This window comes from Kitasatospora sp. NPDC054939, from assembly GCF_053610105.1.
In genome coordinates this window covers 1-23,082 of record NZ_JBSGXP010000136.1, presented here as the reverse complement: position 1 = coordinate 23,082, position 23,082 = coordinate 1, and the positions used below count along the sequence as shown (strand labels likewise).

General features: G+C 75.3%; 22 protein-coding genes. 10 read left to right on the top strand and 12 right to left on the bottom strand.

Annotation, left to right across the window (positions count from 1 at the left end; translation table 11 throughout):
• Nucleotides 1-277: 277 nt before the first annotated feature.
• Nucleotides 278-598, bottom strand: coding sequence for a hypothetical protein (locus ACWGB8_RS29900; protein WP_452216740.1), 321 nt, complete (start codon nucleotides 596-598; stop codon nucleotides 278-280).
• A gap of 339 nt (nucleotides 599-937) precedes the next feature.
• Entirely contained in the window at nucleotides 938-2,563 is a 1,626-nt protein-coding gene (locus ACWGB8_RS29895; RefSeq protein WP_452216739.1) for an alpha/beta hydrolase, read from the bottom strand.
• 360 nt (nucleotides 2,564-2,923) lie between these two features.
• Between ACWGB8_RS29895 and ACWGB8_RS29890 the strand changes: the two genes are divergently transcribed.
• On the top strand, nucleotides 2,924-3,670 hold the full coding sequence (locus tag ACWGB8_RS29890) for an SMI1/KNR4 family protein (protein ID WP_452216738.1): 747 nt from the start codon (nucleotides 2,924-2,926) through the stop codon (nucleotides 3,668-3,670).
• 67 nt (nucleotides 3,671-3,737) lie between these two features.
• Here ACWGB8_RS29890 and ACWGB8_RS29885 read toward each other — a convergent pair whose 3' ends face one another.
• The 3 genes from ACWGB8_RS29885 to ACWGB8_RS29875 form a co-directional block, all read right to left on the bottom strand.
• Nucleotides 3,738-6,077: a SpoIIE family protein phosphatase gene (locus ACWGB8_RS29885; protein ID WP_452216737.1), complete on the bottom strand. Its 2,340-nt coding sequence runs from the start codon at nucleotides 6,075-6,077 to the stop codon at nucleotides 3,738-3,740.
• A gap of 236 nt (nucleotides 6,078-6,313) precedes the next feature.
• Nucleotides 6,314-6,787: an SsgA family sporulation/cell division regulator gene (locus tag ACWGB8_RS29880; protein WP_452216736.1), complete on the bottom strand. Its 474-nt coding sequence runs from the start codon at nucleotides 6,785-6,787 to the stop codon at nucleotides 6,314-6,316.
• On the bottom strand, nucleotides 6,784-7,098 hold the full coding sequence (locus ACWGB8_RS29875) for a hypothetical protein (protein ID WP_452216735.1): 315 nt from the start codon (nucleotides 7,096-7,098) through the stop codon (nucleotides 6,784-6,786). The genes ACWGB8_RS29880 and ACWGB8_RS29875 overlap by 4 nt, the downstream gene beginning before the upstream one ends.
• Nucleotides 7,099-7,415: 317 nt before the next feature.
• Here ACWGB8_RS29875 and ACWGB8_RS29870 point away from each other — a divergent pair, with 317 nt between their 5' ends.
• Nucleotides 7,416-8,129, top strand: a complete 714-nt coding sequence (locus tag ACWGB8_RS29870; protein ID WP_452216734.1) for a sensor domain-containing protein — start codon at nucleotides 7,416-7,418, stop codon at nucleotides 8,127-8,129.
• Nucleotides 8,126-9,406: a hypothetical protein gene (locus tag ACWGB8_RS29865; protein ID WP_452216733.1), complete on the top strand. Its 1,281-nt coding sequence runs from the start codon at nucleotides 8,126-8,128 to the stop codon at nucleotides 9,404-9,406. Before ACWGB8_RS29870 ends, ACWGB8_RS29865 begins: the two co-directional genes overlap by 4 nt.
• On the opposite strand, the gene ACWGB8_RS29860 is transcribed toward ACWGB8_RS29865, so the two are convergent.
• The 3 genes from ACWGB8_RS29860 to ACWGB8_RS29850 all read right to left on the bottom strand — a co-directional run bounded on the left by ACWGB8_RS29860 (nucleotide 9,393) and on the right by ACWGB8_RS29850 (nucleotide 12,110).
• Nucleotides 9,393-9,707 (bottom strand): chorismate mutase, encoded by a 315-nt coding sequence (locus ACWGB8_RS29860; protein ID WP_452216732.1) that lies wholly within the window; start codon nucleotides 9,705-9,707, stop codon nucleotides 9,393-9,395. The genes ACWGB8_RS29865 and ACWGB8_RS29860 overlap by 14 nt on opposite strands.
• Before the next feature lie 135 nt (nucleotides 9,708-9,842).
• Nucleotides 9,843-11,294, bottom strand: a complete 1,452-nt coding sequence (locus ACWGB8_RS29855; RefSeq protein ID WP_452216731.1) for an amino acid permease — start codon at nucleotides 11,292-11,294, stop codon at nucleotides 9,843-9,845.
• 327 nt (nucleotides 11,295-11,621) lie between these two features.
• On the bottom strand, nucleotides 11,622-12,110 hold the full coding sequence (locus ACWGB8_RS29850) for an Lrp/AsnC family transcriptional regulator (RefSeq protein ID WP_452216730.1): 489 nt from the start codon (nucleotides 12,108-12,110) through the stop codon (nucleotides 11,622-11,624).
• A 340-nt stretch (nucleotides 12,111-12,450) separates the two neighbouring features.
• Between ACWGB8_RS29850 and ACWGB8_RS29845 the strand changes: the two genes are divergently transcribed.
• On the top strand, nucleotides 12,451-13,326 hold the full coding sequence (locus ACWGB8_RS29845) for an EamA family transporter (RefSeq protein ID WP_452216729.1): 876 nt from the start codon (nucleotides 12,451-12,453) through the stop codon (nucleotides 13,324-13,326).
• Nucleotides 13,319-14,515: an amino acid aminotransferase gene (locus ACWGB8_RS29840; protein WP_452216728.1), complete on the top strand. Its 1,197-nt coding sequence runs from the start codon at nucleotides 13,319-13,321 to the stop codon at nucleotides 14,513-14,515. The genes ACWGB8_RS29845 and ACWGB8_RS29840 overlap by 8 nt, the downstream gene beginning before the upstream one ends.
• An 87-nt stretch (nucleotides 14,516-14,602) precedes the next feature.
• On the opposite strand, the gene ACWGB8_RS29835 is transcribed toward ACWGB8_RS29840, so the two are convergent.
• The 4 genes from ACWGB8_RS29835 to ACWGB8_RS29820 form a co-directional block, all read right to left on the bottom strand.
• Nucleotides 14,603-15,784, bottom strand: a complete 1,182-nt coding sequence (locus ACWGB8_RS29835; protein ID WP_452216727.1) for an N-acetylmuramoyl-L-alanine amidase — start codon at nucleotides 15,782-15,784, stop codon at nucleotides 14,603-14,605.
• 276 nt (nucleotides 15,785-16,060) lie between these two features.
• Nucleotides 16,061-16,573 carry a GNAT family N-acetyltransferase gene (locus tag ACWGB8_RS29830; RefSeq protein ID WP_452216726.1) on the bottom strand — a complete coding sequence of 171 codons (513 nt, stop codon included), beginning with the start codon at nucleotides 16,571-16,573 and terminating at the stop codon, nucleotides 16,061-16,063.
• The gene (locus ACWGB8_RS29825) at nucleotides 16,570-16,764 is read right to left on the bottom strand and encodes a hypothetical protein (protein WP_452216725.1); all 195 of its coding nucleotides are present in this window, start codon (nucleotides 16,762-16,764) and stop codon (nucleotides 16,570-16,572) included. The genes ACWGB8_RS29830 and ACWGB8_RS29825 overlap by 4 nt, the downstream gene beginning before the upstream one ends.
• Nucleotides 16,765-17,156: 392 nt before the next feature.
• Nucleotides 17,157-18,500, bottom strand: coding sequence for a PucR family transcriptional regulator (locus ACWGB8_RS29820; RefSeq protein WP_452216724.1), 1,344 nt, complete (start codon nucleotides 18,498-18,500; stop codon nucleotides 17,157-17,159).
• Nucleotides 18,501-18,731: 231 nt separating this feature from the next.
• On the opposite strand from ACWGB8_RS29820, the gene ACWGB8_RS29815 reads away from it, so the two are divergent.
• The 5 genes from ACWGB8_RS29815 (at nucleotide 18,732) to ACWGB8_RS29795 (ending at nucleotide 23,049) form a co-directional block, all read left to right on the top strand.
• Nucleotides 18,732-19,967: a lipase family protein gene (locus ACWGB8_RS29815; RefSeq protein ID WP_452216723.1), complete on the top strand. Its 1,236-nt coding sequence runs from the start codon at nucleotides 18,732-18,734 to the stop codon at nucleotides 19,965-19,967.
• Between the two features lie 226 nt (nucleotides 19,968-20,193).
• Nucleotides 20,194-20,922, top strand: coding sequence for a WXG100-like domain-containing protein (locus tag ACWGB8_RS29810; protein ID WP_452216722.1), 729 nt, complete (start codon nucleotides 20,194-20,196; stop codon nucleotides 20,920-20,922).
• Nucleotides 20,919-21,572 (top strand): NucA/NucB deoxyribonuclease domain-containing protein, encoded by a 654-nt coding sequence (locus ACWGB8_RS29805; RefSeq protein ID WP_452216721.1) that lies wholly within the window; start codon nucleotides 20,919-20,921, stop codon nucleotides 21,570-21,572. The genes ACWGB8_RS29810 and ACWGB8_RS29805 overlap by 4 nt, the downstream gene beginning before the upstream one ends.
• Before the next feature lie 18 nt (nucleotides 21,573-21,590).
• Nucleotides 21,591-22,409, top strand: coding sequence for a hypothetical protein (locus tag ACWGB8_RS29800; protein WP_452216720.1), 819 nt, complete (start codon nucleotides 21,591-21,593; stop codon nucleotides 22,407-22,409).
• Between the two features lie 7 nt (nucleotides 22,410-22,416).
• Nucleotides 22,417-23,049: an SMI1/KNR4 family protein gene (locus ACWGB8_RS29795; RefSeq protein WP_452216719.1), complete on the top strand. Its 633-nt coding sequence runs from the start codon at nucleotides 22,417-22,419 to the stop codon at nucleotides 23,047-23,049.
• The last annotated feature ends 33 nt before the right edge of the window (nucleotides 23,050-23,082 follow it).

The following is a 23,082-nucleotide window of genomic DNA, read 5'->3' as shown; positions in this document are numbered from 1 at the left end:
GCCACCCGCGCGCCCCGCGGGCGCCCCCCCCCCGCCGGCCGCCGGGGGGGGGGGGGGGGCCGGGGGGGGGGGGGCGCCGCGGGGGGGGGGGGGGGGGGCCGGGCGCCCGGCGGGGCCGCCGGGGCGGGCCTGGCGGCGGTGTCGGTGCGGACGGCCTCGGCGCGCACCAGCGCGCCCATGGCGGAGTAGACGTCGTACGGCATGGTGGAACTCCTGTGCTGGGAACCGACGGTGGACGCGCGGACCGGTGGCCCGGACGGGCCCCGGCCGGGCACCGTCAGCAGCGCAGGACCACCCCTCGCCCGGGCGCGGGCCCGGGGACGGCCCGGTCGTCCTGCCGGCCGTCGGCGGGGGCGTCGACGGGCCCGCAGCGGCGGGGCGGCAGGGGGACCACCCGGCAGGGCCGGTCGGCCGCGGCCTCGGGCGCGCGCCGCCGTTCGGCGGGCTGGGCGCAGCCGTCGGCGTCGATCGGGCCGGCCGGGAGCGGGGCGGGGGACTCCTGGGAGGTCGCGGCACGGTCGGCCGCGCGGTGCAGCGCCTCGGCCGAGCCGGCCCCGGCGAGCAGCACCAGCAGGGCGCCCATCAGCACCGCGGCCACGAACCGGACCGCGGAGCGACCGATTCGAGCCGTGCGCCCCATGCGGAAACCTCTCCAAGACGTCGGCCCCAGCCAACCCCCGGTAGCCGCCGACGGCATGCCCGCCTCACCCGTCGGTGTCGGGATTTCACCCGCCCGGGGCAGCGCGGACGGGGCGTACGGAGGGGCTTGCGGACGGGCGTACGGACGGGCGTACGGACGGGGCGCCGCCGGGGCCCGCACCAACGCCGACTGCCCCCGGGGCCGGGTGGCCTCGGGGGCAGTCGTTCGGGCGCTGGGCGCTCGGGTGGGCGCGCGCTGGGCGCTCGGGTGCGCGCGGAGCGCGGGTGCTTGCGGCCGTCAGGCGACCGGCGGGAAGGCGTCCGCGTCGGGCTTCAGGACCAGGCCCGCCCTGGGCACGGCCTTGTCCACCAGGTACGAGGTGACCAGGCCGTTCAGCTCCTTGCTCTTGCCGATCGCGCAGTGCTCGACCACGTCGACGGTGACCAGGGCGGCGTTGCCGAGCTGGCGCTGCATGCGCTTGGAGAACTCGTACTGGGTGGCCGGGTCGAAGGTGTTGCCGACGACCAGGACCGGGTTGGCCGTGCGGCGGTTCCACGGGCCGGTGAAGCGCTCGGCGTCCCGCGCGGGCACCGGCCAGCTGGCGCAGGCGGGCACGTCGAAGGCCTGGTAGCGGCCGAAGGTCGGCGACTCCAGCTCCCAGGCGCGGGCCACCAGCGGCACCAGGCCCGGGCTCGACGGGTACGGCTTGTCCTGGCAGTTGACGCCGTAGTACGAGTCGTCGGCGGTGTAAGGGGTGTCCGCCGGGGCCTCGCGCAGGGCGTTCGGCACGGTCTTGGCGAGCACGTAGGCGTCGTCCGGGGCCTGGGCGGGCGCCAGGCTCGGCGCGGCCGGCCGGACCAGGTCGTGCAGCGCCTGCAGCGACTTGGCGAGCGGGGCCTGCCGGCTCTGCGCGTACAGGGCGTTGGCGACCTGGCTGGTGAAGCTGGACAGGGTCACCCGGTCGCCGTTGGGCAGGGCCACCGGGCCGGTGCGCAGCCGGTCCCGGATCGCGTCGAACTTGGCGCGGGTGTCGCCCTCGCCGAAGGCGCAGCGCGGTGCGCCGGCGGCCTTGCAGCGCTTCAGGTACTCGCCGAGGGCGAGTTCGAAGCCGCCGGCGCGCTGGCGGTCGTACTCCAGGCCGTTGTGCAGGCGCAGGTTGGGGTCGACGTTGCCGTCGACGATCACCGCGCGCACCTTGTCCGGGTACATGTTGGCGTAGGTGGCGCCGATCAGGGTGCCGTAGGAGAAGCCGACGAAGTTCAGCTGGCGGTCGCCGACGGCGCGGCGCATCCGGTCCAGGTCACGCACCACGTTGTACGTGGACATGTGCTCCAGGAGTGCGCCGGCGTTGTTCTCGCACGCCTCGGTGTAGTCGCGGTTGGCGGCGAGGGTGTCGGCGATCTCGGTGCGGGTGACGGGTACTCCGGTCATCCGGTCGAAGACGCCGTCGGCCTCCTCGGCGGTGGTGAAGCAGCGCAGCGGGTTGCTGCGGGCGACGCCGCGCGGGTCGAAGCCGATGAGGTCGAAACGTTCCTGCACCTTCGGGTCGAACCGGGTGGTGGTCGCCCAGAGGTAGCCGCTGCCGCCCGGGCCGCCGGGGTTGAGGAACAGCGAGCCGATCTTCTTCGCGGGGTCGCCGGCCCGGCGGCGCAGCATCGCGATGCCGATCTTCTCGCCGTCGGGATCGGCGTGGTCGAGCGGGACGGGGTAGACGGCGCAGTCGTAGATCTTGGGGTCCGGCTTGGTGGGATCCGGGTTGCAGGGTGTCCAGGCGACCGGGTCGACCCGCTGCTCGGCGGCCCCGGCCGCGGCACCCGGGTCGGGCGCCGCGGTCGCCGCGGCGGCGGTGCCGGCGACGAGGGCGAAGGCGCAGGCGGCGGCCATGGCGAGATGGGACAGGCGGGACGTGGATATCCGGGACAAGAAGCCTCCTCCGTTGCGGGAAAACCCGGGCCAGCCTGTCAGCCGATGATCCGGAGGGGAAGACCGCGTACATGACGGAAATCCTTCGGCCGGAAATCCGCTGCGGCGCACAATATTCAGTGAATGGGCGGGAATTGACGGTTGATTGGAGAACGCTGCCGGCAGGGGCGCGTGCGGACGGCACCCCGCGGCCGACCGCGGGCGGGGGCCCGCGGAACCCGGCCGTCGCCGGCCCCCGCCCGGTCGGCCGACGGGGGATGTCGGGCGCGGACGCTAGCCTTGCGGCGGATCCTCCGGAGCGGGGATCCGCCGGGAACGGGAATCGAGCACGGGGAACGGTCAGTGACGGGGACGCAGGAAGTGGCAGCGCTGCTGCAGGACGTGGCGCGGGCATCGGACGGGCTGGTGAAGTTCGACGCGGGGATCACCGACGAGCGGATGGACGCGTGGGCGGTGCCCGTCCCGGACGGCCTGCGGGCGCTGTTCCGCGAGATCGGCGGGATCCGGATCCAGGTCGGCCGGGTCGCCGACAACGGCTACGTCCCCGCCGAGCACATCAGCTTCGACCACGCCTACGACACCGGCCTCTACAACGGGTACAACGTCAGCTGGTACCAGGACCACGCCGGCGGCGTCGGCAGCCACCGCTTCCTCTACACCGACCACGGCGACGGCCACACCTACGTGGACGTGGACCGCACCACCGGCCACTGGGGTCCGGTGCTGGTGTTCTGGGACGCCACCGACACCCAGCTGCTGGCGCCCTCCCTGGAGGAGTGGCTGCGCCACCTGGCCGCCTGCCTGCGCGCCGCCCTGGACGGCGCCGGGACGGAGCCGCACGCCTTCGGCCGGGCCTTCGCGGACCGCTGGGACCCGACCGCGGAACGCCCGGTGGACCTGCCCGTCCTGGACGTGGCCGGCGCCCTGGCCGGCGGCGACCCGGTGCTGGCGCGGATCGCCGCCGGGCTGCCCGCCGACGCCCGCCTGGCCGACCTGCGCGGCGCCGACGGCGTCGCCCGGGTCGAGTTCGGCCCTTGGGCGACCTGCCGCTACGCCCGCCACGAGAACGGGGCCGTCCTCAGCGCGGTGCCCTGGGACGGCGAGTAGGCCCTGCCCGGCCGATCGTGCCGGGCGCGCGACGATCGACCGGACAGGACCCGGCGGGCCCGCACGTTCAGCGGCGGTGGGCGCCGGTCGCCTCGGCGATCAGCAGGGCGATGTCGTCGTGCCCGCCGGCCGCGGGGAGGACGGCGAGCAGGTGGTCGCAGGTCTCGTCCAGACCCCGGCCCGGCCCCGGGGCGGTGAGGGCCTCGACCAGGGCGTCGAGCCGCTGGTCGAGGGCCTCGTCGCGGCGTTCGACCAGGCCGTCGGTGTAGAGAACCAGGCGGGCGCCGGTCGGGAGTTCGAGCCGGGTGGTGGTGGCGGGTACGAGCCCGCCGGTGCCGAGTGGTGCGCCGGCGGGCAGGTCGAGCAGCACCGCGGAGCCGTCCGGGCGGTGCAGCACGGGCGGCAGGTGGCCCGCGAGGGCGATCCGGCAGCGGCCGGTCGCCGGGTCGTGGACGGCGCAGACGCAGGTGGCGATGGCCTCCCCCAGGTCGTCGGTCAGCCGGTCGAGTTCGTCCAGGATGTCCGCCGGGTCGAGCCCGAGCCTGGCCAGGGTGCGGGCGGCGGTGCGCAGTTGGCCCATGGTGGCGGCGGCGTTGATGCCGTGGCCCATGACGTCGCCGACCACCAGGGCGGTGCCCGCGGTGGCGGTCGCCGGGGTGCCGTCCGCCGGGGTGCCGTTCGCCGCGGTGCCGCCGCGCCTCGCGGCGTCGAGGAGGGCGGCGTCCAGCGGGATGACGTCGAACCAGTCGCCGCCGACGTGGCCGTGCGCGGTGGCGGGCTGGTAGCGGCAGGCGACCCGCAGGCCCGGCGGGTCCGGCGGGGTGCGCGGCAGGAGGTGGCGCTGGAGGGCGGTGGCCGCCTGCAACTGGGTCTGGTACCAGCGGGCGTTGTCGATGCAGACGGCCGCCCGGGCCGCCAACTCCTCGGCGAGCAGCACGTCGTCGGCGTCGAAGGGCAGCGGGTTGCGGGCGCGTTTGAGGTCCAGCGCGCCGAGCACCTCGCCGCGGGCGATCAGCGGCACGGCCAGGTAGGAGTGCACCCCGCAGCGGGCGAGCACCTCGGCGGCCCGGTCGTCGCGGGCGATCCGCGCGAAGTCCTCGGGCCGGACGACCGGGACGTGGACGGGCCGGCCGGTGGCGGCGCAGCGGGTGACCAGGCGGTCCGCCTCGTAGCGGGCGACCTCGCCGACCGGGTCGGCGGCGTCGGCGGCCTCGGTGGGGTAGGCGGACTGCACGGCCAGGGCCCGGAAGTGGGCCGGGCCGGTGGGGGTGAGCCGGGTGGCGCGGGCGGCCAGCACCGAGTCGAGGACGTCGACGGCGGCGATGTCCGCGAGGTCGGGCACGACGGTGTCGGCGAGTTCGCGGGCGGTGGTCTCCAGGTCGAGGGTGGTGCCGATACGGGCGGAGGCCCGGGCGACCAGGGCGAGCCGGCGGCGGGCCTGGGCGGCCTGCAGGTCGGCGTTGTGCTGTTCGGTGACGTCGACGACGGAGAGCGCGACCCCGATGACGCGGCCGCCCGGGCCGTCCAGCCGGTAGTAGGAGACCAGCCAGGCGCGGTCGGTGTCCGGGTCGGCGGGGGTGCGGCCGGTGGTGAAGCGGTCGAGGACGGGCTCCCCGGTGGCGAGCACCTCGCGCATCGCCGAACCGATCCCGGCGAGGTCCAGGGACGGCAGCAGCTCGGGCACGGTGCGGCCCAGGTGGTGGCGGGCGGGGATGCCGTTGATCCGTTCCAGGGCCGGGTTGACCAGCACGTAGCGCAGCTCGGGGGTGAGCACCGCGAGTCCGATCGGGGACTGGGCGACCAGCCGGGAGGACAGCGCCAGGTCGCGTTCCAGCCCGCGCACCACGGCCTCGTCGGCGGCGATCCCGAGGGCGTAGTGGGCGCCGTCGCGGTCCCGCAGCCGCATGTTGCGGAACTCCACCAGGCGCGTCGAGCCGTCCTTGCAGCGGACGGGGAAGACGCCCGCCCAGCTCTCGCCGCTCGCCATCACGGTGGCGAACAGGTCGAGGACGTCGCCGACGTGCTCCTCGGCGATCAGCAGCTGGGCGGCGGGTCGGCCGAGCGCCTCCTCGGAACTCCAGCCGAACAGTTCCCGGGCCTGCGGGCTCCACAGCCTGATCCGGCCGTCGGCGTCGAGCAGGATCGCCGCGACGCCGAGCAGGTCGAGCAGCCCGCCGGGCAGGGGCGGCTCCAGCGGCGGGTCGGGGGGCGGCTCCAGGACCGGGTCGGGGGGCGGCTCCAGGACCGGGTCCGCGGGCCGTGTCGGGACGCCGCCCGGCGGGGGGCCCGGGGGCCGGTGCGGCGGCCGCGCGGGCGCGTCCGGGGCCGGACCCGGGTCGGTCGGCCGGGCCGGCCCGGCCGGCTGCGGGGGATCCGGCCCGGCCCGGAACGCTTCGGCTTCGCCCATGCCAAGCCCTCCTCCCCGTGCCGCAGTGAAGGGAGCCGCCCCGCCTCCGGTCGTCCAGGGGTGCGGGTTCCCTCCATCGTCCCCCGACTGCGCCGGACCGGCAGGTCGGCCCGGTGCCCCGCCGGCCGCGCGGGTGCCCGCCGCACCGGCGCCCGCACGCCCCACCCCGGCGTGCACTCCGGCGCGCACTGCCCGGCCCGCCCCGGCGCCCGCCGCGCCGCGCGGGCGCCCGTCCGTCACGACTCCGCCTCCGGCAGCTCGTGACCGCACAGGCGCCGGAGCAGCCCGTCCAGGTCGAGACGGCCGTGCTCGCGTCCGAACGGCACCACGCGTTCGGTGTCGGCGAGGAAGGCCAGCACCCGGGCGGTCGGCGCCCGGAGCACGACGGTCTGGCCCTCGCCGGTCAGCGAGATGAGCAGCGCCTCGGAGCCGCCGTCCGCGGCGGGGTGGATGCGGACGCTGCCGGTGCCCGACCGGCCCTTCGTCCCGGCGGCGAGCAGGTCGCGGGCGAACGTCCAGGTGATCGGCCGGCCGAGGTCGGTGTGGCAGTCGAGGAAGACCGCGTACGGCTCGGCCGGGTCGTAGCGGAGGCGGGCCCGGACGAGGACGCTCAGCCCGGGCGCCACCACGGCCCACAGGTCGAGCGGCATCACACTGCCCCCGGCGCTGGTGCGCTGCGCCGGTACGCGCGGGTGCTCCTCGGAGCTCACGGGCGGCCTCCGACGATCACGGTGCGCCGGGCGGCCCGTCCGGGGCGGTGGTGGGCGGGCGGGGCCGCCGACCGGCCGTCCGGACCCGCGGGCGGGGGCGGCCCCGGGGCGGTGCCGTCCGGGTACGGACGGAAGACCGGTGGTGCGGCGAGGCGCTGCCACTCGGGGTCGGCCTGGCCCGGCACGGTGCGGCCGGCGCTGCTCCAGGCATGGGCGAGCAGGGCGAAGAGCGGGCACTCCTCCAGCAGACGGGGGTCCTGCAGAATCGTTTCATCGCGGTGGCCGCCGGACGGCCGGTGTTCAGCACTCACACCGGGAACAACGAGCCTGGGCGCCGTCGGCAACACCCCGACCCGTGTCGGGCGCGCCGGATCCGCCCCGCCCACGCCCCTCCGCCCCGCCGGCCGCTCCCCTCCGGGCCCCTCGCACGCACCTCCGCAGCACCCCGCGCGGCGCCTGCGCGGCACCTCCGTAGCACCCCGCCCAGCGCCTCCGTAGCACCTCGCCCAGCGCCTCCGTAGCACCTCGCGGTGCCTGCCGTGACATGACAGGACGAAACCGCTGCGCACCGACGCACCGTCACCGATACTGCTGGCACGACCAGTTGGCGATGCGAGGGGGTCCCGGGGTGGCCGAGTCGATGGTTCCGCCGCCGAAGCGGCGGAAGGCGGTGATCGCCGCCGCCGTCGCGGCGGTCCTGGTGCTCGGCGCGGCGGCCGGGTGGTGGTTCTGGTCGAGGGCGTCCGACGGCTCCCCTCGGACCAAGGTGGTCGCGGGGACCGTCCAGGCCCAGCTCCTCGGCCTGGACGACGTGAGCCGGCTGATCGGCTCCACCCTCACGTCCGGCGACTCGGTGAGCGAGCCGCCGCCCGCCCTGACCGCCGAACCCGCGAACTGCTCCGCCGCCGTGGGGCCTGCCTCGCAGGCCGTGTACGCGCGCGGCTGGACGGCTTTCCTCTCCGCCTCCTACCAGGACTCCGACACCGTCGCCGACCACGCGGTGACCCAGGTGCTCGGGGTGTACCCGAGCGCCGGCCACGCGGCCGCGGTGTTCAAGACCCTCGCCGAGGGCGTCAAGGGCTGCACCACCGCCGTCCGGACCGACCAGGACGGCGAGACCACCCGGTGGACGTACTCCGTCTACTCGGCCGACTCCTCCGGCACCACCGGTGACGCGCTGGCCTGGACCGCGGCCCAGGACGCCGGCGACGGCTGGGCCTGCTACCGCCACGCCCGGCTGAAGGGCAGCGTGGTGCTCCAGGCGGCGGTGTGCGGGGCCGGCGACGGGCGGCAGGCCGCCGCCAAGGTGGCGGAGCGGATGGCCGAGCGGGTGACCGGATGACCGCGCGCCCCGCCGCCCGTGGGACGGGGACCGGGAGTCCCGCCGCCCGTGGGACAGCGAGCGGGAGTCCCGCCGCCGACCGCCGGTGGCGGCGGCTGCCGATCGGCAGGGCGTTCGCGCTCGGGCTGGCGCTGGCCCTGCTGCCGCTCACCACTCCCCCGGCCGCCGCCGCCCCGAACGCCGACGGCCGCATCTCCCCGGCCGCCCCGGCCGCCGCGGCCGGGGCCCCGGGCCTTCCGGCCGCCGACCCGGAAGCACCCGATCCCACCGGGTTCCCGGCACCGGTCCAGCCGGACAGCGGCTTCCCGGTCAAGGTCAACGACGACGCCGCCGACTACAACCGGCGGCGCGGCGAGCTGTCGGCCCGGGCCACGGCGCTCGCGGCCGAGGTGAAGGCGCTGGAGCAGAAGCGCACCGCCCTCGCCGCGAAGTCCGCCGACCACGGCACCCGGGCCGCCGCCCACGGCCGGCGGGTCACCGCGCACAACGCCAAGGTCGAGGAGCTGCGCGGGCGCATCACCGCGCACAACGCCAAGCCGCACGTCTTCGTCCTGCCCCGGCAGGCGGCCGAGGCGGCGGCGTACGACGCGGAGAAGGCGCAGCTCGACGGCGAGAAGGCCCGGTTGGAGGCCGATGCCGCCACGGGCCTGGCCGAGCGGGCGGAGCTCGACGCCGAGGCGCAGCGGCTCACCGGGGAGAAGGCGCGGCTGGACACCGAGGCGCAGCGGCTGACCAGCGGCCTGCTGGCCCTGCAGACGGACCTGCGGGCGCTGGAGGCGAAGTACCTCCAGCTGCTGCAGGACGTCGACCACGCGCTGTACAACAGCCTGCGGATCCGCTTCCCGGCCAAGCACCCGGGGCTGCGCGGCGGCGATCCGGGGCGGGCGCAGGGCCGCGACAGCCGGGGCAAGTACACCTCGGGCAACGGCGGCGACCGGGTCTCGCGGCGGACCGAGCAGCAGACCCTGGAGGAGTACGCCAAGCGGCAGAAGGTCACGGTCGACACCCGGCAGGTGCGGGCGCGGCTGTCGCCGGAGGCGCGGGCGAAGCTCACCCCCGCGGAGGCGGCCAAGCTGGGCGAGTACCGCAAGTTCGACGGCCTGGTCCTCAAGCCGAACGGGAACTACCGGGCGCTGGAGGTCAAGACCGCGGGCGCGGGCCTGGACAAGCACCAGCGGCCGTTCGACAAGGCGATCGAGGAGCACGGCGGGCAGGCGTGGGCGGTCGTCGACGGCAAGCGGATCGTCATCGACGAGGTGGAGATCATCCAGGGGTGACGGGCGCAGCGGTGGGGCGTCCGCGGCGGTGCTCGGCCAGCTCCAGGTCGACGAAGGCGCCGACCATGGCGCGCCAGACGGCCTCGGCGACCTCCGGGGCGAGTCCGGCCGCTCCGGCCCGGGCCCGGGCGGCGGCCACGACCCGTTCCACCCGGTCGGGGGCGCGCACCGCCTGTTCGTCGCCCTTGAACCCGGCCGCCGCGCGGACCAGCTCCTGACGGCGGGCGAGCAGTTCGACCAGGTCGGCGTCGAGTGCGTCGATGCGCTCGCGGACCTCGGACAGGGACTGGGGCTTCGGCATGCGCGCCATGATCGCACGGCACGGCGTGATCGAACGGCGCGCCGGGGGCTGCACGCGCGTCCGGGCTGCACGAAGGGGAGGACCCCGGCCGGGCGGCCGGGGTCCTCCCCTCGTTCCCTACGGGTCGCGGCGCGCTCAGCCCGCGGAGCGGCCCGCGGTTTCGAGCTGCTGCTCGGCGTCCGCCCCGGCGACCGGGGTGGCGGTGCCGCGGCGCTTCAGCAGCGCCCAGCCGACCGCCAGGCAGACGGCCCAGCCGGCGCCGACGTACAGCGAGATGCGGCTGTCGGGGTCGATGGCGATGAACGCCGTCACCATCAGCAGGAAGGCGACCGCGATCCAGCTGCACACCGAGCCGCCGGGGGCGGGGAAGGACGAGGCCGGGAGCCGGCCGGCGACCACCGCGCGGCGGTAGCGGATGTGGCTGATCAGGATCATCAGCCAGGTCCAGATGCCGGCCGCGGTGGCGACCGAGGTGACGTAGCCGAACGCCTTCTCCGGGACGACGTAGTTGAGCACCACGCCGATGCCCATCAGGACGGCGGACAGGGTGATGCCGACGGCCGGGGTCTTGCTGGAGGAGAGGCGGCCGAGGGCCTTGGGGGCCTCGGAGTTGGCGGCCAGGTCGCGCAGCATCCGGCCCGTGGAGTACATGCCGGAGTTGCAGGAGGAGAGCGCGGCGGTCAGCACCACGAAGTTGACGATCGCGGCGGCGAACGGGATGCCGATCTTCGAGAAGGCGGCCACGAACGGGCTGACGCCGGCCTCGAACTCGGTCCACTTGACCACCATCAGGATCACGCTGAGCGCACCGACGTAGAAGACGATGATGCGGAACGGCAGCGTGTTGATGGCCTTGGGCAGGGTCTTCTCGGGGTTCTCCGACTCACCCGCGGTGACGCCGACCAGCTCGACGGCGAGGTAGGCGAACATGACGCCCTGGAGCGTCATCAGGCTGGAGCCGACGCCCTTGGGGAAGAGCCCGTCGAACGCCCAGAGGTTGGAGACGGCGGCGGTGTCGCCGGCCGCGCTGAAGCCGAAGGTGACGACGCCGAGGCCGATCACGATCATGCCGACCAGGGCGGTGACCTTGACCATGGAGAACCAGAACTCGATCTCGCCGAACAGCTTCACCGAGATCAGGTTGGCCACGTACAGGACGACCAGGAAGACCAGTGCGGTGACCCATTGCGGGATCTGCGGGAACCAGAAGTTCACGTAGATCGCGGCGGCGGTCAGCTCGGCCATGCCGGTGACCACCCACATGAGCCAGTACGTCCAGCCGGTCACGAACCCGAAGAACGGGCCCAGGAACTCGCGGGAGTACTCGGCGAAGGAGCCCGAGACCGGGCGGTAGAGCAGCAGTTCGCCGAGTGCCCGCATGATGAAGAACACGATCACGCCGGCGAGGGCGTACATGAGGATCAGGCTGGGACCGGCCTTCGCGATGTTCGCGCCGGCTCCCAGGAAGAGGCCCACGCCGATCGCGCCACCGATGGCGATCATCTGGACCTGGCGGCTGTTGAGGCCGCGCTCGTACCCCTCTTCGGGGGTGTTGGTGCTGTGCTTGTCGACCTGCACAGAGGCCATGGTGGTGCGCCCTTCTCCATGCGCGTCCCGCGACCCGGTGGCCGCGGAGCGAATCACGATCCCCCCGGATGTGGATGGAGTTGCTACCGGCGGTCCGCCGGCCAAGCGCACTGCTCGGGCAGGGGTGGCGCCCGGCAGCGGAAGTGCAGGTCTATCACAGGGGGCGGGGCGCTCCGGGGAGCAGAATGTGGCGCAGGTCACCGGAAGAATTGGACAAAAGGGGCATCAGCGAACAGATCGGGGTCAATCCGTTGACGCGATCGTTATCCGGATCTGAGCGTCCTTTGAGCGAACGGCATTCGCCTCAAAGGGGATCTCCGGTCGGTCTCAGGAGCTCGGCCAGTGCGAGGGCTTCGGCGGCGTCGGCCGCGGGAAGATCCGGGACTGCTTCACCCGGCTGTACGCGAAGCTCGACTCGATCGCCGCGATGCCCGGGATCGCGTGCACCCGGTCGCGGACCAACTGCTCGTACGCCTCCAGGTTCTCGATCACCACCCGCAGCAGGTAGTCGCTGCTGCCCGTCATCAGGTAGCAGTCCTGGATGTGCTCGATCCCGGCGACGTGCTCCTCGAACACCCGTACCGACTCCGCGGTGTGCCGCTCCAGCCGGATCCGGACGAACACCGTGATCGGCAGCCCGAACGCCGCCTGGTCCACGATCGCCGTGTACCCGCGGATCAGCCCCGCCTCCTCCAGCCGCCGCACCCGGCGCAGACAGGGCGACGGCGAGAGGCGGACCCGGTCGGCGAGGTCCTGGTTCGAGATCCGGCCGTCCTGCTGGAGCTCGTGGATGATCTGGAGGTCGACGGCGTCCACGGCGGCTCCCGGTGTGGCTTCTTTCGGCTGGCTTGGCAGATTCTGCCACTGACGAGGGGTGCGGGTGGCACAAGTGGCAATCGGCTGCCGGGCGAAAAGCCCTAACCTTGCCGACGCCCCACCACGCCCCACCCCCTTGCACCCCCCACGCCCCCCTCGGGAGACCCCGTTGGCGACCACCAGCCACCCGGCGCCGCCGCCCCCCACGGCCGGCCCGCCCCGCCCCGCGCCGGCCGGCTCCGGTGCGCCCTCCGGGACCGGGTCCACAGCCGGGTCCGAGTCCATAACCGGCTCCGGGCTCATACCCGGCTCCGCCTCCGGCTCGCGCGAGGTCGTCGGCATGCTGGCGCTCGCCGTCACCATCAGCGTCTGGGCCGGCTTCGCCCTCAGCGCCCGCGCCCTCGCCGACTCCACCCTGCTGCCCGCCGACGCCGGACTGATCCGCTTCGGCCTGCCCGCGGTGCTGCTGGCCCCCGCCCTCTGGCGCCGCCGGCGCGCCCTGCTCGGCGTCCCCGCCGCCACCGCGCTCAAGATCCTCTGCGGCGCCGGGGTGCCGTTCTTCCTCGCCGCGATGGCCGGCGGCCGGCTCACCTCCGCCGCCTTCGTCGGCGCGCTGATCCCCGGCACCGTCCCGCTCTTCGTCTCCGCGCTGATGGCCGCCACCGGCAAGGGCCTGCCCCGCGGACTCCAGCGCGCCGGACTCGCCCTGATCACCGCGGGCGCGGTCGCCCTGGTCTCCCCCTACCTGCTGCCGGTCGACGGCCGCACCCTCGCCGGCTCCGGACTGCTGCTGCTCGCCGGCGGACTCTGGGCGCTCTACACCGTCGGCCTGCGCGAGACCTCGCTCGACCCGGTCGGCTCCATCGGCCTGCTCTGCGTGCCGTCCTTCGCGCTGCTCGCCCTGCTCGCCGCCACCGGCGTACTGCCCACCAACCTCCCGCACGCCACCGCCGGCGACCTCGCCCTGTTCGTCGCCGTCCAGGGCCTCGGCGTCGGCCTCTGCGCGGGACTCCTCTACGCGGTCGCCATCCGCAGGCTCGGTGCCGAGCGCTGCGCCGTGGCCGGCAGCCTCAGCCCGGTCGCCGCCGCCCTGCTCGCCGTGCCGCTGCTCGGCGAGACCCCCACGCCCGCGGTGCTCGCCGGCGTCCTCGTCATCACCCTCGGCGTCGTCCTCGCGAACCGGCGCCCCGACCGCAAGGTGCCCGCCCGTGCTTGAGCTGCTGCCCCCCTCGCCCGTCGACCCGCTCTGGGCGGTGGCCGCCGAGATCGAGGCCGACCCGCGCCCGGAGCGCCTCAACCTCGTGCTCGGCGTCTACCGGGACGAGACCGGCGTGACCCCGGTGATGTCCGCCGTCCGCGATGCCGAACGGCTGCTGGCCGAACGCTGCGCCTCCAAGGAGTACCGGGGCCTGTCCGGCAACCCCGCCTTCAACCGGGCGATGACCGCCATGGTGCTCGGCGACCGCTCCCCCTGGGAGCGCACCACCGCGATCCAGACCGTGGCCGGCACCGGCGCCCTGCGGCTGCTGGCCGACCTGGTGCGCCGCACCCGCCCCGGCGCCACCGTCTGGATCAGCGACCCCGCGTACGTCAACCACCGGCCGATCCTGGAGGCCGCGGGCCTGGCCGTCCGCACCTACGGGCACCTGCGCCACCTCGGCGCCGACGGCGAGGTCGACACCGACGCGGTGCTGCGCGACCTCGACCCGGCCGGGCCCGGCGACGTCGTCCTGCTCCAGGGCTGCTGCCACAACCCCTCCGGCCACGACCTGCCCGCCGCCGCCTGGCCGCGGCTGGCCGAGCACGCCGCCCGCAACGGCTGGATACCGTTCGTCGACGTCGCCTACCACGGCCTCGGCGACGGCCTGGACGCCGACCTGGAGGGCACCCGGGTCCTCGCCGCCGCCCTGCCCGAACTGCTGATCGCCGTCAGCTGCTCCAAGAACTTCGGCCTCTACAGCGACCGGACGGGCTGCGCGATCGTCGTCGCCCCCACCCCGGACGCCGCCCACCGCGCCGAGACCGCCCTGCAGAACCTCGCCCGCACCGTCTACTCCATGCCGCCCGAGCACGGCGCCGCCGTCGTCGCGGCCGTCCTCGACGACCCCCGGCTGCGCGCCGACTGGCACACCGAACTCGACGCCATGCGCGAGCGCATCACCGCCGTCCGCGCCGCCCTGGTCGGCCGGCTGGACGCCCTCGGCCACGACGCCACCGCCCGCCGCCTCGCCACCCAGCGCGGCATGTTCTCGATGCTGCCCCTCACCGCCGACCAGATGCTCGACCTGCGCACCCGCTTCGCCGTCTACGGCACCACGGCGGGCCGCATCAACATCGCCGGCCTCGCCGCCCACGAGGTCCCCCACCTCGCCCACGGCATCGCCGCCGTCCTCGACCGGAGCTGACGGCGGGGCGTCGGACGGACGGCACCGGACGGCGGACGGTCCCGGGCGCGGCTCGTGCCCGGGGACCGTCCGTGCCGGACCGCGCGGTCAGCCGAGGAGGCCGGCGACGTCGGTGCGGAGGGCGGGGAGGGTGGCGTAGGTGGTGCCGCCCGGGCATTCGGTGGCGAGCCAGTCGCGGTGGCCGCTGATGGTCTGGACGCTCTTGGTGACGCCGTTGACCGGGTTGACGTAGGTGACCTGGGCCTGCGGGTCGAGGCCGTGGGCGCCGGCGGCCAGGGCCAGCAGGGCGGTCAGCGAGGTGCGGGCCGCCGGGGTGGGCTCGCGGTCGCCGAGGGTGCCGAGCAGGGCGATGCCGAGGTTTCCGGAGTTGAAGCCGGCGGTGTGGAAGGCGGTCACCACCTTGCCCGCGGCGTCGTGCGCGGGCAGGCCGTCGTCGCCGGACCAGCGGCCCTCGTAGATGCGGCCGGCCTCGTCGATGAGGAAGTGGTAGCCGATGTCGCCCCAGTCCAGGGTGACGGCGTGGTGCTCGTAGATCGCCCGGACGGTCGCGGACGGGTCCGGGTCGGCGTTCGGGGTGTCGGTGTGGTGGACCGTCAGGGTCTGCGCCGGGTAGTACTTCGCGGGCGAGTTCTCGACGCCGTTCTTGAAGCGCTTGGACTCGTCGGCGCCCCAGGCCGCGCGGGGCAGGTAGACGGCGCCGCCGAGCGAGGCGGGTGCGGAGGCGGGGACGAACGCGGTGCGGGCGGGCCCGTGCACGGTGTCGATCGCGGCGGAGCGGACCTGCGCGGCGCCGTCGGGCAGCCTCAGTTCGTAGCCGGCCGCGCCGTCGACGGCGATCAGCGCGGTGGCGGTGCCGGGGGTCGCCCGGCCGGCCCGGGCGGTGGCCGCGGCGGTGGCGGTGTCGGGGCCGGCGGTGCAGCCGGCGGGCAGCGGCTGCCAGGCGCCGGGGGTGGCGCCGTCCCGGTGGAGGCGGATGGCGGCGCCGCGGTGCGACCCCTCCCAGCTGACGCCGACGTAGCGGATCGGGAAGTCGGCCCGGACGTCCAGGGCCGCTCCGCCGGCGGCCGAGCGTGCCCGGGTGGCGGGGGCGGACGCGGTCCGCGCGCCGGCGGGGGCGGAGCCGGCGGCGGCCGGGCCGGTGGCCGGGGCGGTCGCCGGGGCTGCGGGGGCGGCCGTGGCGACGGACGGGCCGGCGGCCAGCGCGGCGGCGGTGGCGCCCAGCGCGGTGACGACGGTCCGCCGGGTGACGGCGGGCTGCTGGTGGGGCATCGGGTTCCTGTCCTGGGGAAGCGGCACGGTGGCTCCCCCGGGGTGGGAGCCACCGCTGAACGAGCATCAGTACGCGGCGAATCTACCCGGTGGATCGTTCCCGCCCGCCCGGTTCCACCCGATCTGTGCCCAAAGGTGCAGACCATTGCGGCACCGCACCGCCCGGGCCGCCGCCGCTCTGCCCGTTCGGCCGCTGACCTGCGCATTCACCGAGCGCACCGGCCGGCTAAGACCGACCGGCAATTGGGGGGCGGTCTAAGGATTGCCAGGCGAGCCCTACCGGGTCCCGTCGATGGCCATCGACATGTAGACCGCCCGCCGGCCGTAGCACGCCGGGACCTCCACCTCGCGGTGGGTGCGGTAGCCGAGGATGGCCAGCAGGATGTCGGTGCCCCGGACGGCCACCATGGAGAGCCGGTCGAAGCCCTGCTCGCGCGCCGTCTCCCTGAGGTGGCGGATGAAGTGCAGTGCGAAGTCCTTGCCGCGCAACTCCGCCGCCAGCACCAGGTCGTGGACGTGCAGATTGCGCGAGTCGTGGGCGGTCTCCTCCTCCTGCGCGAGGTCCGGGCACCGGTACAGCGGGTACGGCAGGCTCAGTACGTAGCCGCGGACCTCGCCCCGGTGCTCCATCACGAAGCAGGTGCCGGGCGAGGCGCGGGCCCGGGACTGCATGGCCGCCCGGCCCTCGGAGAGGCCGTCCGCGGCGTACGCCTCGTGCTCCAGGGCCACCACCGCGTCCCAGTCGTCGTCGGTCAGCAGCCGGTAGCGGGTGTCCTCCAGCACGGTCACAACCCCCGCTCCGCCGAGGGGAGTCGGCCCACCGCGCGGGCCGCGGCCGGCCCGCCCCGGACGGCGCCCACCGGCAGCAGGCTCCGGGTGGCGCCGGGCACCGCTCCGGCGGCCGACCGGCCGGGCGGGAGCGGCTCGGGGGCCGGGTCGCAGGCCCGGTGGGTGGGCAGGGCAAGGCGGATTCTTCGCATGCCGGGTACTCCCGTCGGTTCGTCGGACACCGGGGCCGCTGCCGCCCGCCGGGCCTCGGCGGGTCGGTGCGGGCGGGGCCGGCAGGCCGTCGCAGCGCCTCGCCGGATCGCGGTCGATCCGCTTGCAGCGGACGCGTGTTCACCCCGTTGGAAGGCCGGGACACCGTCACCTCACCCCGTGCGGAGCCCGCCCGTCGACAACGGTGGACTAGACCACTTCGGGTGTCAACGACCGGCCCGGCACCCGCCCGGCGCGCGCACACTCCCTGCCCGATCGGGCAGGGAGTGCCGCTCCGGCGAACCACCCGCGGGGGCCCGGCCGTTGAGGATCGGCCGGCCGACCCGCCGACCGTCCCACGCGCCGACCGTCCGACGCGCCGGGCGGCCCGCCCTCAGCCCACCCCCGGCGCGGTGGCGGCCCAGAGCGGCTGCGGGAGGGTACGGACGGCCTGCAGGGCGGCGTACAGCTCGGCCGCGCCGACCGGGTCGGTCACCGCCCGCCCGGTGAGTTCGCGGATCCGCCGCAGCCGCTGGCGCACGGTGTTGGGGTGGCAGTGCATCGCCAGCGCCGTACCGTCGGTGGAACCGGCCGCGCGGTACCAGGCGGCGAGGGTGCCCACCAGGACGCCGTGCTGCTCGGCGGGGAGTTCGAGCAGCGGGCCGAGCACCGAGCGGGCCATCCGGGCCGCCACGTCGGGCGAGTGGGCGACCAGTGCGCGCAACGGGCCGTCGTCGAAGCGGGCGACCGGCGGGCCGGCCGGATCGGCGGTGGCCAGCGCCAGCCGGGCGAGCCGGAACGCGGCGGCGGCGTCGCCGAGCCCGGGAAACGCGGGACTCACGCCGTACCGGGTGGTGGCCAGCCGCTGCAGCACCGTCAGCAGGTGCTCCAGGGTGCGCTGGTCGCGGACCGACACCACCCCGGCGAGCAGCCCGGCGGTACGGCTCCAGGCCGAGGCGATGCCGTGGGCGGCCAGCCGGTTGCCGAGGTCGGGCGCCGCAGCGGCCGGCGCCGGCACCCCGGCGACGCCCGGGGCACCCGCGACGCCCGCCACACCGGGAGCGACCGGGGTGACCGGAGTGACCGGGGGTTCGGCGACCAGGACCACGAACAGCCCGTGGTAGGGCAGGCGCAGCGCGTCGGCCGCGCGCCAGAGCGCCTCGGTGCTGCGGGCGGTGCCGTCCAGCAGTCCGGCCAGCGCGGGGGCGCAGCCCTCCGGGCCGCCGCCCGGGCCGCCGTCCGGGGACAGCTCCGGGACGGCCCGCTCCCCGCACCCCGGCGCCGCGGCCCGCCCGTACGCCGCGGTGATCTCGTTGGCACCGGTCTCGATCAGCCCGAGCAGGTGGGCGGCGCCGTCCGGCAGGGCCTCCAGTCCGGGGTGTCCGGCGCTGCGCGCCGCGGTGGTGAGTTCCTCCAGGACCAGCCGGCCGCCGGCGTGGTAGGCGGCGATGACGGCGGGCAGCGGGACGCCCTGTCCGGCGCGCCGGCGGGCGGTCGCGGTGGCCGGCGCGGGGGCCTGGCGGCCGGTCAGGGTGTCCAGGGTGAAGGCGAGGTGGGCGCGGCAGGAGCCGCGGAGTTCGTCCACGGGCACCAGCCTGCGGTAGGCGCCGGTGCCGGCGGGGGCGAGGATCCGTTCGACGGCGCGTTCGCTCAGTTCGGCGAGGCGCCCGGAGAGGGCGGTGGCGAGTCGGCCGATCCGACGGTCCGTCGGGTGGGGGGTGACGGGTGCATCGGGCATGGCCGCATCCTACGCAAACGTGCGACATTGTCGAACGCCATATGTCATTGTCGTCAGCTGTCACTGTCGCGGGCCACACTCTCGAAGCACACATCGTGTCCGCACCACCATCACCACGGACACCGCGGCTCCCCGAGGATCGGGTCGCCGGGAGAGCACGAGGGCACCGGCCAGAGCCGCACGGTGCCCGGGCCTTCCCACCGCCCCCCGCCCCACCACCCGAGGACTCCGATGAGACTCCTGCGCTCCGCCGTGCCCGCACTCGCCGTCCTGCTGGCCGCCGCCCTGGTCGCCCCCGCCGCCCCCGCCGGCGCGGCGACCGGCACCACCACCGCACCCGCCGTCACCACCGGCGACCTCGCCGACCCCTTCTACCGTCCGCCCACCGGAGCGGCCGCCGCCCCCGGCGAGGTGGTCCGCTCGCGCAGCACCGGCTTCCGCGTCGAGCCGACCGGCCTGATCGAGCCGCGGGTGCGCGCCTGGCAGCTGCTCTACGGCTCCACCGACACCGACGGCGGCCCGATCACCGTCTCCGGCACCGTGCTCGTCCCCGAGGCGCCGTACGCCGGACCGGGGCCCCGCCCGGTGGTCGCCCACGCCATCGGCACCCACGGCCTCGGCGACCGCTGCGCCCCCTCCCGCGCACTCGCCGAGGGCACCCAGTACGAGACCGTCGCCATCCGGATGATGCTGGACCGCGGCTGGGCCGTGGTCGCCACCGACTACCAGGGGCTCGGCACCCCGGGCGGGCACAGCTACGTCAACGGCCGGGCGGAGGGCCAGGCGGTCCTGGACTCGGTGCGCGCCGCGCAGCGACTGGACGGGGCCGGCCTGGCCGCCGACGCGCCGGTCGCGGTCGCCGGCTACTCCCAGGGCGGCCAGGCCGCGAGCTGGGCCGCCGAGCTGCAGCCCGCGTACGCACCGGAGCTGAACCTGCGCGCCGCCTCGGTCGGCGCGCCCGCCGCCGATCTGCTCGCGGTCGCCGAGGGCGTGGACGGCACCCCGGCCTTCGGCTTCGGGCTGACCGCGGCCGTCGGCCTCAAGCACGCCTACCCGGAGCTGCCGCTGGAGGAGCTGTTCACCGACCACGGGCGCGAGCTCCTGGCCGACATCTCGGACGACTGCACCCTGGAGATCGCCACCCGGTACGGCCTGCACAGCTGGTCCCGGCTGACCACCGAGAACCCGTTCGTCCGGGCCGACTGGCGCGGCCGGCTCGCCGAGCAGCGGGCCGGGCAGCAGCGGCCGGGCGTGCCGGTGCGGCTCTACCACTCGCGGCTGGACGACGTGATCCCCTTCAAGGTCGGCACCGAGCTGAAGGACCGCTTCTGCGGTCTCGGCGCAGCCGTCGACTGGGACACCTACTACGTGCCCACCCACATGGCGACCTTCTACGCCGCCGCGCCCGCCACCGTCGACTGGCTCGCCGACCGGTTCACGGGCCGGCCCGCGCCGAGCGACTGCTGACGGACCGGCAGTCCCGCTGCGCGCCCTGGGGCGTGTCGGACGGTTCCCGCCGCGCGCGCGACGCGAGTTGTCGGACACGCCCCGGCCCCGTCGACCGTCCGGGGCCCGGGGCGCGCACCCGGGCACACCGTCCCGCCGCATTCCCCGCACGTCTCCCCCCTGGCCGCAAGGGTGTTCGACGTGGGCATAATGCTCAGGGTTGCACGCCGTCTGTTCAGGGGGAGACATGGCGATTCAGCTGCCCGGCGAACTGGTCTGGGTGATGGACCTGTTGGGCCTGCCGTGGCCGGACGTCGACGAGGACAAGGTCCGCGAGTACGCGGGGCACGTGAAGTCCTTCGCGGGGAACATCGACCGCACGCACGCCGCGGCGACCGCGACGCTGCGTCAGATGGCCCAGGCCTACCAGGCGGACTCGTACAACAAGCTGGCCGCGCGCTGGACGAAGATGTCCAACGAGCACATGACCGAGATCGTGACCGCGCTCAACGCCTCCGCGATCGCGCTCGACGCGGCGGCCGACGCCATCGTGGCGACCAAGCTCGCCGTGATCGCCCAGCTGGGCATCCTCGCGGCCGAGCTCGTCGCGGGCACGATCGCGACCATCGCCACGGCCGGTGCGGCGGCGGCGGCCGAGGCGGCGCTGGTCGCCGCGACCCGCAAGATCGTCAGCCGGGCCATCAAGGAGGCCCAGGAGATGATCATCGGCGTGCTGATCGCCAAGGCGGTCGAGCCGCTCCAGGAGACCGTCGAGAAGGCCGTCAAGGGCCTGGTCTTCGAGGGCGTGAAGCGGGCCACCGGCGGCGCCGTCACGGCCGGCCCCGCGGGCACCGGCTTCAGCATCAACCCGCAGCAACTCGCCCTGCTGGCCGACCGGCTGAAGGCGCACGCGGACGAGGTCCGGGGCCACGCCAAGGCGTTCACCACGGCCACCGGGACGGTGAGCTTCTCGTGAGCCACCCCATCGCCAAGGCCCTTGAGGACGCCGCCCGCAAGATCGGCACCACGGTGAGCAAGCAGGCCGCCCAGGCGGTCGGCGACATGTACGACCAGGCGAGCACCGGCGCGAAGCGGGTCGCCAAGAACATCACCGACGCCGACGACAGCCACAAGCGCGACATCATCGCCCTCGCCGAGAAGATCGCCAAGAACCCCGGCAAGGGCGGCGACGGCTCCGAGGCCCGGCTCAAGGCCCAGGCCGACGCCCGGACCGACCTCGCCTCGGCGGTCGGCGTCAAGGGCGACTTCGACGTGGAGCTGCTGGTCGACAGCCGCAAGTACCCGGAGTCCGCCCAGCACATCGCCGAGGCCCAGGCCGGCACCGTCTGGCGCGGCGGGACGTCGAGCCCGGGCAGCCCGAAGCCCTCGGTGATGACGATCGACCGCGGGGGCGCCAAGCAGAACCGCAAGGACTCGCTGCGCGGGATCCCCACCAAACGCGGCCAGCAGCGCGACGAGTACCCTCCCGCGATGTTCTCCGAGGGCGGGACGGGCGCGAGTGTAAAGTACATCGACGGTTCGGACAACGGGGGTTCCGGTTCCACCATGGGCAACGCGCTGGGCGCGCTACCGGACGGCACCAAGGTCCGGATAAAAGTCGTCTAGGGCAGGGGCTCCCCACCAGTGAACAAGACCGAGCGGATCATCTCGCAGGCCCGGCGCGGGCAGTTCCGCGAACTGCTCCCCGACCTGACCGCGATCGCCACCCGCCGCGGCGGCGCCCGCGGCCCGGTCTGGGAGGCCGCCGCCGCGGCCGTCCAGATCCTGTTCTGGCAGGACGAGTTCGCCCGGGCCGCCGAGCTGGCCCAGGGCCTGATCGAGCAGGACGGCCCGCTCGGCGGCGAACTCTGCGACCAGGACGTGCCGTTCCGCGAGGCGCTGCTCGCCGCCGACCTGCCCGCACCCGACCGGGAGCGCGCCCGGGCCCGGCTGCTGGCCTGCGCCGAGCGGGTGCCGAAGGGCCGGGTGATGCACGAGGACTTCGTCTGGGCCGCCGGGCAGCTGCCCGGGCGCAGCGTGGAGTGGCTGCTGCCGAACCACTGCGACTGGGGCGGCCCCGCGCTGCCGCTGGACGGCGTCATCGGCGGGCACCTGGTGGACGAGGACTACGCGGCGCTGGAGCCCCGCCAGCAGCGGCTGGTCTGGGGAGCCCTGGAGAAGGCCAACGACTTCGACCGCGCGGACCGCCTGCTGCAGGAGCTCGGCGCGGAGCCGGCCGCGCACTCCACCTGCCTCTGGATGGCAGGATGGTACGCGACGAGGGGCGAGGTCGGACTCGGCGAGCGGATGCTGCTGGCCGCGCACGCGCTCTGGTGGCCGTACAAGAAGTGGGACGCGCTGCCGGACCCGCAGGTGCTCCAGCCCGTCCTTCGCACGGTCCTGACCGACCGTGTACGCGAGCACTACCTGACGCGGCCGATCGGCCCGGAAGCAGAGGAGTAGGACCGGTATGTCCGACAGCGCACTCGAACAGCTCCTCGGCCGGGCCCGCGGGCCGATGGGCCCGACCATCGAGCTGGACTTCGGCACCCCGGCCGGCCCGCTCGCCGAACTCGGCGCGCTGCTCAGCCGGCTGAACGGGTTCTTCGTCTTCAACGCCGGCGTCCAGGTCTTCCGCGCCGGGGACGAGGGCCTCGGCCCGGACCTGCTGTCCTGGAACGGCGAGGAGCTCTGGAAGTCCACCTACGGCGGGCTCGCCGACGAGCTGTTCTGCTTCGGCCAGGACATCTTCGGCACCCAGTTCGCCATCGTCGGCGGCGAGAGCGTGGTCGCCTTCGACCCGGAGACCGCCGAGTCCGAGACCCTCGGCACCGGCCTCGACGACTGGGCGGCCTGGCTGCTGGCCGACCCGGACGTCAACGGCGCCGCCTCCTTCGCGCACGCCTTCCAGCAGGAGAACGGCGCGCTCGACCCGGGCGATCGGCTGGTGCCGCGGCAGTTCTTCGTGGCCGGCGGCGGCTACGACTTCGACAACTTCGCGGTCCGCGAGGCGGCCACCGCGATGCGTATCCGCGGCCCGGTCGCCCAGCAGGTGAGCAGCCTGCCCGACGGCGCCCAGCTGCGCCTGGGCACCACGGACTGACCCCCGGTCCGCCCGGCCGGTACCGCTCGCGGC